This window comes from Kitasatospora sp. NPDC059146 (assembly GCF_042786665.1).
Lineage (GTDB): Bacteria > Actinomycetota > Actinomycetes > Streptomycetales > Streptomycetaceae > Kitasatospora.
Window position 1 is genome coordinate 1 of sequence record NZ_JBHZCY010000060.1, and the last position, 14209, is coordinate 14209.

Annotated in this window: 12 protein-coding genes; 5 read left to right on the forward strand and 7 right to left on the reverse strand. The window is 73.2% G+C overall.

The window, feature by feature from the left end:
* Positions 1–89: 89 nt before the first annotated feature.
* Complete coding sequence (locus tag ACFXPX_RS24175) at positions 90–2570, reverse strand: RICIN domain-containing protein (RefSeq protein ID WP_380643195.1); 2481 nt, start codon at positions 2568–2570, stop codon at positions 90–92.
* A gap of 233 nt (positions 2571–2803) precedes the next feature.
* On the opposite strand from ACFXPX_RS24175, the gene ACFXPX_RS24180 reads away from it, so the two are divergent.
* Together ACFXPX_RS24180 and ACFXPX_RS24185 are read left to right on the forward strand one after the other, a co-directional pair.
* Entirely contained in the window at positions 2804–4885 is a 2082-nt protein-coding gene (locus ACFXPX_RS24180) for an alpha-galactosidase (protein ID WP_380643197.1), read from the forward strand.
* Positions 4886–5005: 120 nt separating this feature from the next.
* Positions 5006–5581: a helix-turn-helix domain-containing protein gene (locus ACFXPX_RS24185; protein WP_380643199.1), complete on the forward strand. Its 576-nt coding sequence runs from the start codon at positions 5006–5008 to the stop codon at positions 5579–5581.
* A gap of 40 nt (positions 5582–5621) precedes the next feature.
* On the opposite strand, the gene ACFXPX_RS24190 is transcribed toward ACFXPX_RS24185, so the two are convergent.
* From ACFXPX_RS24190 to ACFXPX_RS24205, 4 genes are all read right to left on the reverse strand, one after another.
* Positions 5622–6509, reverse strand: a complete 888-nt coding sequence (locus ACFXPX_RS24190) for a dihydrodipicolinate synthase family protein (RefSeq protein ID WP_380643201.1) — start codon at positions 6507–6509, stop codon at positions 5622–5624.
* A gap of 1 nt (position 6510) precedes the next feature.
* On the reverse strand, positions 6511–7356 hold the full coding sequence (locus ACFXPX_RS24195; protein WP_380528690.1) for an aldolase: 846 nt from the start codon (positions 7354–7356) through the stop codon (positions 6511–6513).
* A 186-nt stretch (positions 7357–7542) separates the two neighbouring features.
* The gene (locus ACFXPX_RS24200; protein ID WP_380528692.1) at positions 7543–8031 is read right to left on the reverse strand and encodes a hypothetical protein; all 489 of its coding nucleotides are present in this window, start codon (positions 8029–8031) and stop codon (positions 7543–7545) included.
* Positions 8028–9143, reverse strand: a complete 1116-nt coding sequence (locus ACFXPX_RS24205) for a molybdopterin-dependent oxidoreductase (protein WP_380643252.1) — start codon at positions 9141–9143, stop codon at positions 8028–8030. Before ACFXPX_RS24205 ends, ACFXPX_RS24200 begins: the two co-directional genes overlap by 4 nt.
* A gap of 356 nt (positions 9144–9499) precedes the next feature.
* On the opposite strand from ACFXPX_RS24205, the gene ACFXPX_RS24210 reads away from it, so the two are divergent.
* Together ACFXPX_RS24210 and ACFXPX_RS24215 are read left to right on the forward strand one after the other, a co-directional pair.
* Positions 9500–9841: a hypothetical protein gene (locus ACFXPX_RS24210; protein WP_380643203.1), complete on the forward strand. Its 342-nt coding sequence runs from the start codon at positions 9500–9502 to the stop codon at positions 9839–9841.
* Between the two features lie 168 nt (positions 9842–10009).
* The gene (locus tag ACFXPX_RS24215) at positions 10010–11308 is read left to right on the forward strand and encodes a glycoside hydrolase family 10 protein (protein ID WP_380643205.1); all 1299 of its coding nucleotides are present in this window, start codon (positions 10010–10012) and stop codon (positions 11306–11308) included.
* A gap of 39 nt (positions 11309–11347) precedes the next feature.
* On the opposite strand, the gene ACFXPX_RS24220 is transcribed toward ACFXPX_RS24215, so the two are convergent.
* Complete coding sequence (locus ACFXPX_RS24220; protein ID WP_380592164.1) at positions 11348–12061, reverse strand: MarR family transcriptional regulator; 714 nt, start codon at positions 12059–12061, stop codon at positions 11348–11350.
* 216 nt (positions 12062–12277) lie between these two features.
* Between ACFXPX_RS24220 and ACFXPX_RS24225 the strand changes: the two genes are divergently transcribed.
* Positions 12278–13495 (forward strand): serine hydrolase domain-containing protein, encoded by a 1218-nt coding sequence (locus ACFXPX_RS24225; protein ID WP_380643207.1) that lies wholly within the window; start codon positions 12278–12280, stop codon positions 13493–13495.
* A 77-nt stretch (positions 13496–13572) separates the two neighbouring features.
* Here the strand turns inward: ACFXPX_RS24225 and ACFXPX_RS24230 are convergent, their stop codons facing one another.
* Positions 13573–14187: an Imm43 family immunity protein gene (locus ACFXPX_RS24230; RefSeq protein ID WP_380532921.1), complete on the reverse strand. Its 615-nt coding sequence runs from the start codon at positions 14185–14187 to the stop codon at positions 13573–13575.
* Between the last annotated feature and the right edge of the window lie 22 nt (positions 14188–14209).

Here is a 14209-nt window from a genome sequence, read left to right on the forward strand (position 1 = left end):
GCAGCGGCGTCACCCACGCCGCTGCCGGGCCCCTCGGCGCCTGCGGCCGCTCGCCGCTGCGGCCGGGTCAGCGCGTGCCGGTCAGTCGGTCAGTCGCTGACCGAGACCGTGGTCGTGCGGCCCGGGGCGAGGGTGACGGTGGCGGTGGTGTACGTCCGGCCGTCGACCGTCGTGGTGCGGGTCGGCTGCGGGTGGCCGTCGACGGTGAGGGTGGTGTGGGCGCCGGGGAAGCGGGCTTCCCAGGTGAGGCGGTCGGGGCCGGTGTCGGTGAGGGTGCTGCTGCGCTGCCCGTCGTGGCGGAGGGTGACGGTGCCGGAGCCGACGGGGATGTCGGCGACCTGGACCCAGCCGATGTCGGCGGGCAGCTGGGAGGTGGTGGTCAGGGCGTGGGCCGCAGCGTCGGGTTGGACGCCGAGGAGGCCCTGGACGGTCTGGGCGAGCAGGGTGAAGGGGAGCTCGGGGTAGTCGCCGTTGAGCATCCGGCCGCTGGCGTGGGTCCGGTCGACACCGCGGTAGATCTGCCGCATCCACTTCCAGGCGGTGGCGCCGTCGTGGTTGGCGAAGTAGGTGTCGGGCAGGTAGGTGAGGGCCTCGGCGTTGACGGAGGCCTGGGGGCCCGACTCCTGGGTGTCGATGTACCGGAGGTAGTCGTCGAGGCGGGGGCCGGGGGCGAGGAGCTTCTTCATCGGCATCAGCACGCTGGTCTCGTAGCCCCAGCCGCTGACCGGGCGGCCCTGGGTGTCGTAGCCGTGGACGAGTTCGGCGGGGTGGTCCGGGTCGGTGCTCCAGGTGGTGTTGACGTAGGTCCGCAGGGTGTCGGCGGCCTGCCGGTACCCGGCCGCGCCGGCGGTGTCGCCGCGGGCGGCGGCGAGGGTGGCGGCGGCGAGGTAGGCCTGGTACTGGGAGGCGAGGGCGTCGCCGGCCTCGGCGTAGGCGGTGGTGGCGTTCTCGGCGTAGCCGGCGGTGCCGGCGAAGATGCTGCCGCTGGTGGCCTGGGGGATCGGGACGCCGTGGTCGTCGATCGGCCCGGGGTGCCGGGTGATGAAGCTGCCGAGGGTGGTGCGGACGTAGTCGGTGAGGAGCGGGTCGTCGGCGTAGTCGCGGTCGCCGGTCCACTGGTAGGCCTCGCCGGTCTTCTGGACCAGTTCGAAGGGGGCGGGCAGCTCGCGGACGAAGCTGGTGGGGCCGTGGTAGTCGATGGCGGCGTTGGTCCTGGCGTCGAAGTTGAGCGCCCAGACCGGGTAGTCGCCGTTGAGGTCGGTGGCGGAGGCGGCGAAGGCGCGCAGCATGGTCTTGTTCTGGGCGTCGAGGCCGAGCAGGTGGGCGCCGACCAGCTGGTGGGCGAAGTCGCGGCTGTAGAAGGCGGAGCGGAAAGGGTAGCCGGCCCAGTAGGTGGTGTCGTAGGTGCCGGTGGAGGTGCCGCCGGTGTTGTTCTCGTCCATGTTCAGCACGCCGGGGGCGCCGGCCTGTTGGACCCAGCCGTTGGCCTTGGTCTTCGCCCAGTCGAACAGGGCCACCAGCTCGGGGTCGGAGGAGCTGATCCGCGGGTCGTTCGGGGCGGCGGGGGCCACGGACGCGTCGTCGACGTTGATCCAGCCGGACGGGGCGGAGCCGATGGCGAGGGTGATCCGGTCGCCGGGTGCGACCGTGACGCGGGGGAGGGTGTACCTGGCGTACACGGGTTGTTCGGGCAGGGTCAGGGACCGTACGACGGTGCCGTTGACGGCCACCGAGAAGCTGCCCCCGGCCGCGCCGGTGGCGATCCAGGCGGACAGGTCGTACGTCCCGGCGGTGACGGCGGTGAGCTGCCGGCTCACCCGGTGGTCGGGGCCCGCGTCGAGGTAGGCGAGGCGGCCGCCGTAGTGCGGGTTGTTGGTGGCGACGCCGGTGTGATCGGTGAACGTCCAGCCGGTGGTGCCCTGTTCGAAGCCGGGGTTGTCGAGGACCAGCGGCTCGGTGCGGGTGAGGGTCCAGCGCTGGTCGGGGGCGGAGTCGCAGCGGCGGGCCAGCACCGGCAGGTCGGCCCGGTCGGAGTGGTCGGTTCGGCCGGGGTGGTCGGCGGGCGTGGCGTGCGGCGCGGTGAGGCACTGGCCGTCGTCGAGGGCGGTCAGGGTGTGGCCGCCGCCGGGGGCCGGGGAGACGGCGAACCGTTCGTGGTCGGGGTGGCTGCCGCAGTCCTCGGTCACGGCGGTGCGGGCCCGTTGGTGCGCGGGGCCGGTGACGACCAGGCACTGCCCGGTCGCGGCGTTGACCAGGAGGTAGCCGGCGGGGGTCGCGGTCGCTCCCGGGGGCGGGGCGCCGGTCCGGCGCAGCTGCCAGCGCTGGCTCAACAGGCCCTCACAGGCGGCCCGGACGGCCGGGGTGCCGGGCCGGGCCTCGGCGAACCTCGGCCCGAGGCACCCGCCGCCCGGGGCCGCCCCGAGGACGTAGCCGCCGCCGTCCACCAGGGTGTCCTGGGCGGCCCGGGCCGGGGTCGCGGTGGTGACCTGGGCGCCGAGGACGGTGAGGGCGGTGAGGAGGGCGAGGCCGGACGGCAGTGCGGTGGCGCGGACACGGGGCGCGGGGGGCATGCGGGCTCCTTGACGGGGACCTGAGCATTTGAACGTTCAAAATCGCGGCAAAAGCCTTGACCCATGTGATCGGTGACATGTGTTATTTCACATGTCGCATCGGAAGCCGTCAACGGAAAGCGCACGGGCGGCTGCCAGTCCCCCCGATTCCGACCGAGTGTCACCCCCGACCAAGAGCACCCCTGACCGAGCGTCACCCCCCACGCACCCCCACCACCCCCACAGGAGCGCACGTGCGCCTTCTCCCACGCCGCCTCGCGGTACCCCTGCTCGCTTCGGCCCTCGCCGTGACCGGCCTCGGGGCCCTCACCCTCGGAGCGGCCACCCCGGCCGCCGCGCTCGGCAACGGCAACGCCCTCACCCCGCCGATGGGTTGGAACTCCTGGAACTCCCTCGGCACCGAGGTCACCGAGCAACAGGTCGTCCAGACCATCGACTTCATGGCCGCCAACGGCCTGGTGGCGGCCGGCTACAACACCGTCACGGTCGACGACGGCTGGTCGCTCTGGCATCGCGACGGTCAGAGCGCCGACTTCGTCCGGACGCCGTACGGCTCGATGCAGCTGTACGACACCGCCGGGAACCCGGTCGCCGGGACGGACGGCACCGGCAACGACCCCACCTCCGGCCACCTCGTCCCGCGCCCCGACCACTTCCCCTCGCAGACCGTCGACGGCCGGACCGTCAACGGCATCCAGTACCTGGCCCAGTACGCCCACGGCAAGGGCATGAAGTTCGGGCTCTACGCCACGGACACCTACGAGACCTGCCAGATGCACCCCGGCAGCCTCGGCCACGAGGCCACCGACGCGGGCGACTTCGTCTCCTGGGGGGTCGACTACGTCAAGTACGACGACTGCCCGTACGGGCCGCAGATCACCGGCCCGGACGGCCACGACTACGCGACCCAGGGCGAGGGCAAGGAGCTCACCCGCTCCGTCTACGCCCGCGTCCAGACCTTCCAGCGGGCCCTCGACGCCGCCTCCGCCGCCCAGGGCCGCCCGAAGGTCACCCTCAGCGTCTCCGCCCAGCCCGCCCACACCGGCGTGCCCTACCTCCTCGACCCGGCGGACCCGGCCCGCACCGACCCGGTCGTCCGGGCGGCGGGGACGGCGCCGTTCAGCGCGCCCGGCTACGCCCCGACGGGCGTCTGGTGCGGCCAGGTGGCCAACCTGTGCCGGATCGGCGGGGACCGGGACAGCGAGCTCGACGGCGTGCTGTGGAACGGCCAGTTGCAGACGGCCCTGCGCTACCCCGGGAACGTGCGCCCGGGCAGCTGGAACGACCTCGACATGATGTACACCGGCTGGAACGACGTCTACGGCCTCTACGGCACCACCGACACCTGCACCTGCCACAAGCCGTTCACCGACGACGAGTCGCGCACCGAGACCTCCGTGCTCGCGATGCTCGCCGCCCCGCTGATCTCCGGGGCCGACCTGCGGACCGCCGCCCAGTCGCAGCACACCGACGGCGGCCACACCTGGTCCACCGGGATCGGCGCGTCGAGCCTGGCGGTCCTGGAGAACCGGGACGTGGTCGCCGTCGACCAGGACGCGCTGGCCCAGCCCGCCACCCTGGTCGGCGCCGCGCCCACGAGCAGCACGGCGCCGGTGGTGCTCAAGCGGCAACTGGCCGACGGGAGCACCGCCGTCCTGCTGGTCAACCAGGACCCGGCCGCCGCGCACACGATCGGCACGGACCTCGCCTCGCTGGGGCTGACCGGCGGGTTCGGCTACAAGGAGCTGTGGTCCGGCGCGACCGGCACCGTGACCGGCAGCGCCGCGGTCGGCGGCACCTGGGTGCCCGCGCACGGCGTCGCGATGTACCGGCTCACCCCGCAGGCCGCGACCGGCCCGGCGACGGTCGTGGACGACGGCAAGTACCACGCCCTGGGCACGGGCGGCTCCGGCGGCCCGGTGCTGGAGGTCGCGGGCACGTGCAGCGCGCCGCTGGGCGCGGCCGCCGACGTCAACACCTGGTGGCCCACCCACACGTCGGAGCAGTGGATCTTCACCGGCAACCCGGACGGCACCGTGCGGATCAGCGATAACTGCGACACCGCCACCCACGTCCACACCGTCCTGGCGGCGGGCACCTCGCCGGGAGGCAGCGCCTACCTGCTGAACTACTCGCCGGGCAACCCGTGGCAGGAGTGGCGGGTCGTCCGGAACACCGCGACCGGGGTGCTCACCGTCACCAACGTGGCCACCGGGCTCGCGCTCGACGCGGGCGGCGGGGCGGCGGGCACGACGGTGACCACCGCGGCGCCGAACGGCGCTGCGGCGGGGCAGGGTTGGAGTGTCCTCTCGTAGCCCCGACCGCGTGACGTGACCGGGTGACGTGACCGGGTGACGCACCGCCGGGGCCGGGCGCCGGGGTCCGTGGTGGGATGATGGCCCGGACGGTTCCGCAGGTGAGGGGTGGCGCGGCGCATGAGCAGCAGGTTGCGGGTGCTGAGGCAGCAGAACCGGCTGAGCCTGGAGGCGCTGGCCGAGCAGGTCGGCGTCACCAAGAGCTACCTCTCCAAGGTCGAGCGCGGCCTCAGCGACCCGTCGATCTCGACCGCCCTCAAGCTGGCCCGCGCCCTCGGGGTCGACGTCGGCCGGCTGTTCTCGGACGAGGTCGAGCCGGAGCTGGTGACCGTGGTCCGCGCCGGGGAGCGGACCCCGATCGCGGGCGGGGCCGGCCCCGGCGCCCCGCACTACGAGGGCATCGCGACCGGCCTCAGCGGCAAGCGGATGGTGCCGTTCGTGATGTACCCGCCGACCGACGCCACCGGTTCCCCGTTCAAGTCGCACCCGGGGGAGGAGTTCTTCTTCGTCCACGCGGGCGCGGTGGAGCTGGAGTTCCCCGAGCGGACGGTGGAGCTGGGACCGGGGGACAGCGTGTACTTCAACTCGGCGGTGCCGCACCGCTGCCGGAGCACCGGTCCGGAGCCGGCCCACATCCTCGTGGTCATCCACGACGAGCAGGACGGCACCGTGGACCGGGTCCCCAGCCTGCCCTGAGCGCCGCTGTTGCCCGGTTCCCCTGTTCCCCGGCGGGGGTTCAGCCGGTGGCGTCCGCCAGCAGCCGGGCCAGCTCCGCCCGGCGCTCCTCCGCCAGCGGCAGCAGCGGCGGCCGGGGCTCGCCGACGTCCAGGCCGAGCAGGGAGAGGCCCGCCTTGACCGTGGTCGGCAGCCCGCCGCGCATCAGGAACTGCAGGACGGGCAGCTGGCGGTAGTACACCTCGCGGGCCGCGTCCAGATCGCCCGTGCGCACCGCCCGGTACAGCTCCAGCGGGAGTTCGGGGATCAGGCAGGGCGCGGCCGTGCACCAGCCGCTGGCGCCGGCCGCGAAGGCCGCCAGCGCGAGCGGGTTGGAGCCGTTGTAGAACGGCAGCGCGCCGTCGGAGAGTTGGGTGAGGCGGTGCATCCGCTGGATGTCGCCGCTGCTCTCCTTGACCATGGTGATGTTGTCGACGTCCCGGACCAGCCGGTGGATGAGCTCCGGCGGGAGGTCGACCCCGGCCGTCCTGGGGTTGTTGTAGATCATGATCGGGATGCCGACGGCGTCGGCGACGGCGGTGTAGTGCCGGGTGATCGCCTCTTCGTCGAGCGTCCAGTAGGAGAGCGGGAGGAGCATCACCACGTCCGCGCCGGCCTGTTCGGCGAAGCGGGCGCGGCGCACGGCGCTGCGGGTGGTGAGGTCGGCGATGCCGACGACGGTGGGGACGCGGCCCGCGACGGCGGAGACGGAGGCCTCGGCGACGGCGTACCACTCCGGGTCGTCCAGGTAGGCGCTCTCGCCGGTGGAGCCGAGCGGGGCGACGGCGTGGCAGCCGGAGACGACCAGACGGTCGATCAGTGCCGTGAGCCCGTCGAGGTCGAGGCCGCCGTCGGTGCGGGAGAACGGGGTCACCGGGTACGCGATGATCCCTTCCAGGGTGGTCGCCATGTCAGGACTCCTTCCGGGCGGGTGCGGCGGGTGCGGTGCGTGTAGCGGGTGCGGCGGTCGGGGTGGTGAGGGCGTCGCCGTGGCCGGCGCGCAGGGCGCGGCGGGCGTAGTAGGCGAAGTTCGCCTGGCCGCGCTTGGGGGTGGAGATCCAGTCGTGGGCCTCCTGGGCGAGCAGGCCGGGGATCTCCTGGATCTTCCCGGCCGCGCTCGCCAGCAGCTGGAGCTTGGCGGCCCGCTCGAAGAGCAGGGCGAGGGTGCAGGCCTCCTCGACCGTACCCGTGGCGACCAACTGGCCGTGGTGGGCGAGCAGCAGGGCGCGCTTGTCGCCGAGGGCCGCAGAGATGATCTCGCCCTCCTCGTTGCCGACCGGGATGCCGGGCCAGGTCTCCAGGAACGCGCAGTCGTCGTACAGCGGGCACATGTCCATGTGCGAGACCACGAGCGGGGTCTCCAGCATGGACAGCGCGGAGATGTGCAGCGGGTGGGTGTGGATGATGCAGTTGACGTCGGGTCGGGCGCGGTAGACCCAACTGTGGAAGCGGTTGGCCGGGTTGGCCATGCCATCGCCCTCCAGGACGGTGAGGTCCTCGTCGACGAGCAGCAGGTTGTCCTCGGTGATCTCGTCGAAGCCGAGGCCCAGCCGCTGGGTGTAGTAGGTGCCGGGGCGTTCGGCGCGGGCGGTGATCTGCCCGGCGAGGCCGGAGTCGTGCCCGGCGTCGAACAGGATGCGGCAGGTGAGCGCGAGCTTCTGGCGCACCGTCCAGTCGTTGTCGGGTATCGCGGTCTGCATCCGGTGGTGGGCGAGTTCCACCAGTTCGGACTTGCCGGCCTCGAAGGTGTCGGTCATGGCCGTGGCTCTCCTCGGTGACGTGACGCGGTGGTGTCGCGTACGGTCGGGTGCGGTCAGGTGCGGCTGGCGTGCCTGTGGTTGTGCCTGCGGGTGTTCCTATGGGCGTGCCGCAACCGGGTGACACCTCGTTCACTGTAGGACACAAGGTGTCCTGCGTCCATGTCGCCTGCCGGAGAGGGCAGTTCAGCCGGCGGACCGGTGCTGGTGTCGTCGCTGGAACTGCCGGTGCCGTCGCCGCCGTCGGGCGAGCGCGATCAGCGCCGCGCACAGCGCGGTGGCGGCCAGCAGGAGCAGCCAGTTGCGCAGGTACGGCAGCGGTAGCACCGTCGGGTTGCCGGAGTCGCGGCCCGCCCGCAGGACGGCGGGCAGGCCGACGGCGGTCAGCGCGGCGGCCACCACCAGCCAGCCGCGCAGCACCCAGCCGGGGGCCGGGCCTGGCGCGCGGAGGGCCGGGCCCGCTGCGCGGAGTGCGGCCGCCACGGCGGCGCCCGCCAGGCAGGCCAGCGGCAGCCACAGCCCGTCGTGCAGGACCAGGGCGCCGACGGCCCACCACAGCACCCCCGCGGGCTCGGTGACGTAGGCGTCGTCGAGCAGCCCGTACAGGCCGACGCCGGTCAGCGTCAGCCCGGCCGCCAGGGCCGCCCCGCGCAGCCAGGTCGCGAGCGCGGTCATGCCAGCACCTCGATCCGGGCCACCCACTTGGTCTGCAGCACGCCGGGCCGGTTCGGCGCGATGATCCGCGCGGGGAAGCCGTGGTCCGCGCTGAGCTCCTCGCCGTCCACCCGCAGCGCCAGCAGGGTGAGCGGGTCGGCGGCGTACGGGGCGGGCAGCTCGGACACCCGGTACGGCCCCTCGGCCTCCAGCGAGGTGACCCGTACGGCCGCTCCCGGCGGCGCCCCGGCCCGCGCCAGCAGGTCCGCCACCCGGACCCCGCCCCACCGGGCGCTCACGCTCCAGCCCTCGACGCAGGCGATCGGCAGCACCGCCTCGTGCTGGGGGAGTCGGCGCAGCTCGGCGAGCCCGATCCGGAACGGCCGGGGGCCGTCGACCACCAGCCGCCAGTCGGCGGGCACGGTCACCGTCCCGGCCTGGGCGGCCGTACGGTTGACCGGCAGGCCGCCCGCCCCCTGGCCCGGGCGGCGCGGGGCCAGCAGGTCCACCGCGCGCAGCCAGGGCACGGTCTGCCCGGCGGTGGTGAGCGTCACCGCGCCGACGGCCGCTCCCACGGCGGTCAGGAACCCCCGGCGCCCGGCCACCGCCGGGGTACCCCGGGCGCGCCAGTGCCGGGCGACGAGCGGTGCCTTGACGGCCAGGTGGACCAGCAGGCCGCCGATCGCGAGCCAGGCCAGCCAGAAGTGGGTCTGGCGGAACGGGAACGGCCAGGGGTACCACTGGAGCGTGTTCAGGAGACCGGTGCACAGCTCCAGCAGCACGGCCGCCACCAGGACGGCGATGCCCAGCCGCTCCAGGGCGTGCAGCATGCTGCGGGCGGGCGGCCAGTCGAACAGCCGGGGGTAGACCGTCCACAGCTTCGCGCCGGTCAGCGGGATCGCGGCGATGCCGCTGATCACGTGCAGTCCCTGGGTGATCCGGTAGCCGTCCACGGGCCGGGAGGGCAGGTGCGGTGCGAGCCAGTGCGGCGGGTCCTGGAGGAGGTGGCTGGTCAGGCCGGTCAGGAAGCAGACCAGCAGGGCCGCGCCGAGCCACCGGCCGAGCACGACGGCCGTGCGCGGCTCGTGCAGCGCGGAGGTGAACGTGCCGTCGCGGAAGGGGCCGCGTCGCAGGGAGTCGGGCGGGGGAGGGAGCGGGCGGTCGAGGCGGCGCCGGGCACCGGAGGGCTTGGAATCCACCCGTCCATCGAAGCGCGCCGGACGTGCCGTGAGGTGCTGCGACGTCCTTACGGAATGCGAACGGCGCCGACCAGGGGGAGGCCCGGTGGGGCCGCGAGGGCCCTCGGTGTTCGGTCTTGGGGAACCGGACCGTGCCCGTTCCGGTGGGGCGAAACGGGCCGGCACCGGGAGCCTCATGCTCGTCACGGCTGCCAACGTTCCGCCAACGAATCACCAATGCCCCGCTGGTGACGGAAGTCTGGTGTGACGAAAGCCTGGTGACGAATGGTCACCGCACGTAGGGTCCACCCATGAACGACGAGATCACGACCACGTGCGGCAACAGGTTCTACTCGTTCGACGGTCGGATTCTGGAGATCTTCGGCAGTGACCCCATCCGCTTCCACGTCCGGTACCTGCACCTGAGCGTCACCGGCCCGGACCGGAAGGGGAAGCGGACGGTGGAGATCGCGCACGGCCGGCCGGAGGCGCCGGGGGCCCGCTACGTCTGGACGTACACGGCCGCCGAATGGGAGCAGGCCCAGGGCCTGGTCGAGCTGCTGGAGGCGGTGCAGGCGGCCGTCGACTCCGCTGCCGCCGTCTCCGTCTCCGGCCCCGGGCCCGGAGACGGTTCCGGTTCCGGGCCGGGGTGATGCGGCCATCGGGTCGACATGCCCGTACCCACCCGCTCCCCGGGTCGTTGCTCCTGGCACGCAGGGACCGGTCCCTCGTCAGGGCGGCCGGACCGACGGGCAGCGAGCCGCGGCAGCCGAGCTGCGGCAAGCGAGCTGCGGGAAGCGGAAGCGAACGAGGGGTGCGACATGGGGCGAATCACGAGGCGGGGCTTCGTCGCGGGCACGGCGGCGGCACTCGGAGGGCTGGCCGCGGCCGGCCCGGCGCTCGCCGCAGGCCGGGGCGGGCCGCAGCAGAAGCCCCTGCGGGCGACGGCTGAACGGCGGGACGGCGCGCGGGACTTCCGCGGTGTCTGGCTGGCGACGGTGGCCAACCGGGACTGGCCCTCCCGGCCCGGCCTCACCGCGGAGGCCCAGCGCGCCGAGCTCCTCACCCTGCTCGACCAGGCGCAGGAGCGGCGGCTGAACGCGGTTCTGCTCCAGGTCCGCCCCACCGCGGACGCGCTGTGGCCGTCCCCGTACGAGCCCTGGTCGGCCTGGCTCACCGGGGTGCAGGGCCAGGACCCCGGCTGGGACCCGCTGGGCACCGCCGTCCAGGAGGCGCACCAGCGCGGCCTGGAACTGCACGCCTGGTTCAACCCGTACCGGATCGCGACCCACGACGACCCCTCGCGGCTCGTCCCGACGCACCCCGCCCGGGTCCACCCCGACTGGGTGGTGAGCTACGGCGGGCGGCTCCACTACAACCCGGGCCTGCCGGAGGTCCGCAGCTTCGTGCAGGACGCCGTGCTCGACGCCGTACGCCGCTACGACGTCGACGGCGTCCACTTCGACGACTACTTCTACCCGTACCCGGTCGCCGGGCAGCGCTTCGACGACGACGCGGCCTACGCCCGGTACGGGGCGGACTTCCCGGACCGCGCCGCGTGGCGGCGCGACAACATCGACCTCCTGGTGCGGGAGACGGGCGCCCGGATCAAGGAGGCCAACGGCCGGGTGCGGTTCGGGATCAGCCCGTTCGGGGTGTGGCGCAACCGGGCGACCGACCAGCGGGGCTCGGCGACCACGGCGGGCATCGAGGCCTACGACGACCTGCACGCCGACACCCGGACGTGGGTGCGCGAGGGCTGGATCGACTACATCTGCCCGCAGCTCTACTGGAACATCGGCTTCGCCCCCGCCGACTACGCGGTCCTGGTGCCCTGGTGGGACGAGGTGGCCAGGGGCACCGGCGTCGACCTCTACCTCGGCGAGGCCCTGTACAAGGCGGGCGCGTCGGGCCAGCCCGCCGCCTGGCAGGACCCGGCCGAACTGTCCCGCCACCTCACCCTGGCCCAGGACTACGGCACGGTCCGCGGCCACTGCTTCTTCGCGGCACAGGACGTCGCGGAGGACCCCATCGGCGCCATGGCCCGCGTCGTCGCCGACCACTACCCGCCGTCCCCGTCCCCGTCCCCGTCCCGGGGCCGGGACCTGGACCGTCCGTGAGACCGTCCTGGTAGATGCGGACGGCGGCGTCCGCCCCCCTCACGACAGCCCGGTGCCGGAGCGGCGGCGCTCCACGGCGCGGACGAGGTCGGTGCCGATCTCCGCGAGGAAGTCCGCCGCCGTGTCGAGACGCTGCCCGGCCGGGGTGCTGGCGCCCAGCAGGTCGGCGCCGGTGCGGGCGAACTCGGCGAGCAGGGCGTTGCGTTGGGCACTGGCCAGCATCGAGCGGTACCAGACGTCGCCGTTGATGGTGTACTGCTCGCGGCGGCCGTGCTGCCCGTCCCGCTCGCGGCGGATCAGCCCCTGGTCCGCGAGGTAGCCCACGGCCTTGGACACCGAGGCCGGGCTGACACCGAGGCGCCGCACCAGGTCGGCCGCGCTCAGGCTGCCGCTGTCGGTGACGTACAGACAGCTGAGCACCCGGGCCACCATGCGGGGCAGTCCCATGTGGACGAGGAGGTCGGCGAAGCGGCCGGCGTAGTCGTCGACGGCCGCCGGGTCGCGCCCGTCCGGTGCGGCCGGGGTGCCCCCGGACGGTCGGGCGAGGCCGGGCCGGCGTCGGGCCCGGCGGGCGGTCGCGCGCTGGGCGGTCTCCGCGCGGTAGCGGCCGGGCCCGCCGTTGCGGGCGATCTCCCGGGTCACCGTGGAGGTGGGGCGGGCGATCAGCCGGGCGATCGCGGCGTAGTCCAGTCCCTCGGCGAGACCGGTCGCGATCGCGAGACGGTCCTGCGGGCTCAGCCTGGCACCCGGCACGGGTGGCTCCTCTCCTCGGGCCTTCGCACGAGTATCCGGATCCGGGCCGCGCGGTTGCAACCGCGTTTGCATTCGTCGGCATCGTCATTGCAATGATTGACCGTCACTGACCTGCTGTGACGCTGGCGTTGAAGCAATCAGATGTTGATGGATCCTCGAACTCGGCCGTACGTTCTTCACCGACGACGAAAGCCCGACCGACCAGGGGGACCCACCGTGAAGACCACCACCCGCACCGCCCTCGCCACCGGCCTCGCCACCGCCGTGGCCGCCGCCCTGCTGACCGCCACCGCCCCGGCCGCCCTCGCCGCCGCCCCCGATGCCAGGCACGGCGGCCACCAGGGACTCCAGGCCGCGCTCGACCAGGCGGTCACCGTCAACGGCCTGCCGGGGGTCACGGCCGAGGTCCGCGACCACGGCTCGACCTGGTACGGGCAGTCCGGCACCGCCGACCTGGCCACCGGGCAGAAGTTCAAGCCGCAGGACCGGTTCCGGATCGGCAGCACCACCAAGACCTTCGTGGCCACCGCGCTGCTCCAGCTGGAGGCCGAGGGGAAGCTGACGCTGGACGACAGCGTCGAGCAGTGGCTGCCCGGCCTGGTCGACGGCAACGGGTACGACGGGTCGAAGATCACCCTTCGCCAGCTGCTCAACCACACCAGCGGGATCGCCAACTTCGCGATGGACGAAACGGTTTCGAAGGAGTTCCGGGGCGAGGCCTTCCTGCAGCACCGCTTCGACCGGTTCACCCCGCGCCAGCTGGTCGGGATCGGCATCGGCGTGAAGCCCAGTTTCGCGCCCGGCACCAGCTGGGAGTACTCCGACACCAACTACGTGCTGGCCGCGCTGGTCGTCGAACAGGCCACCGGCCACAGCCTCGCCCAGGAGATCGCCGACCGCTTCGCCAAGCCCCTGCACCTCAAGAGCACCTACGAGCCCGCCGCCGACGACACCGGCATCCAGGGGCCGCACGGCCGCTTCTACTCCAAACTCGGCCCGTTCGACGCCCCGACGCTGCCCGTCCACGACGTCACCGAGCTCAGCCCGTCCTGGGGCTACGGCTCGGGGGACATGATCTCCACGGTGGGGGACCTGAGCACCTTCTTCCAGGCGCTGCTGGGCGGCCGGCTGCTGCCGCCGGCCCAGATGGCGGAGATGGTCACCATGAAGGACCCGAAGGCAGGCCCCACGGGGTGGATCCCGAACTCCCACTACGGCCTGGGAATCGGCTCGATCACGCTGTCCTGCGGCGAGGTGTGGGGGATGGGCGGGGCGATCAACGGCTCCTGGTCGTACACGTTCGGGAGCCGGGACGGCCGCCACATGATGTCGACCCAGGTCAACGGCGACTGGGCGAACGGCGAGGCGTGGGGGCCGGTCGCGGTCTTCACGAAGGAACTGGAGGCCGAGTTCTGCGGCGAGGGGAAGAAGTAGGGAACCCGGAACCCGGACAACACCGAGGAGTGGGACGTCGGCCCCACCGACTTCCCACTCCTCGGCCGTCGAGTGCGTCAGGCGCTCTGGACGGTCCCGATGTCCGGCAGCTCCACGAAGGTGACTCCTCTCGGGCCGAACCGCCGCGCGGCTTCGGCGAACCTCTCCGAGCAGAAGGCAACCCCGAGGAGCGGGATGGAGTCGAAGAGGAACAGGTCGCGCTCCGGCGGCGTCCCGAAGCGCAGTTCCCAGACCTTCTTGATCTGCCCGTCGCGGCGGAAGTCGATCCTCGACCCCGCGAGGTCGACCACGTCCTCGACCTTGAGCAGTTCGGTCCGGGGGAACTTCACGAAGTAGTAGTCCTTCGCGGGGATCCGCCTGCCCTTGCTGGACACCACGTTCAGCTTCGCGGCCTGCCAGCCACCGGTGTCGGTGGCCCGCATCAGGGCCAGGAACTCGCCGCTGACGACGTGCCCGTCGAACTGCGTGTGGAAGTCGAAGTCGTAGGCCCGGTCCTTCGTGATCAGCCACAGCTCGGCCGGCAGGTCGGCGAGCGGGGCGTCGCCCGTGGCGTAGTGCCAGGCGTACTGCATCGGCCGGTCGTGGCCGTCGTCCGAGAACTCCTCGTGGATCAACCCGTTGAGGAAGGCCGGGCAGCGGGCCTCGTCCTGGTACGCCAACGCGAAGTGCAAAGCGGTGATCCCCCGTCCACGG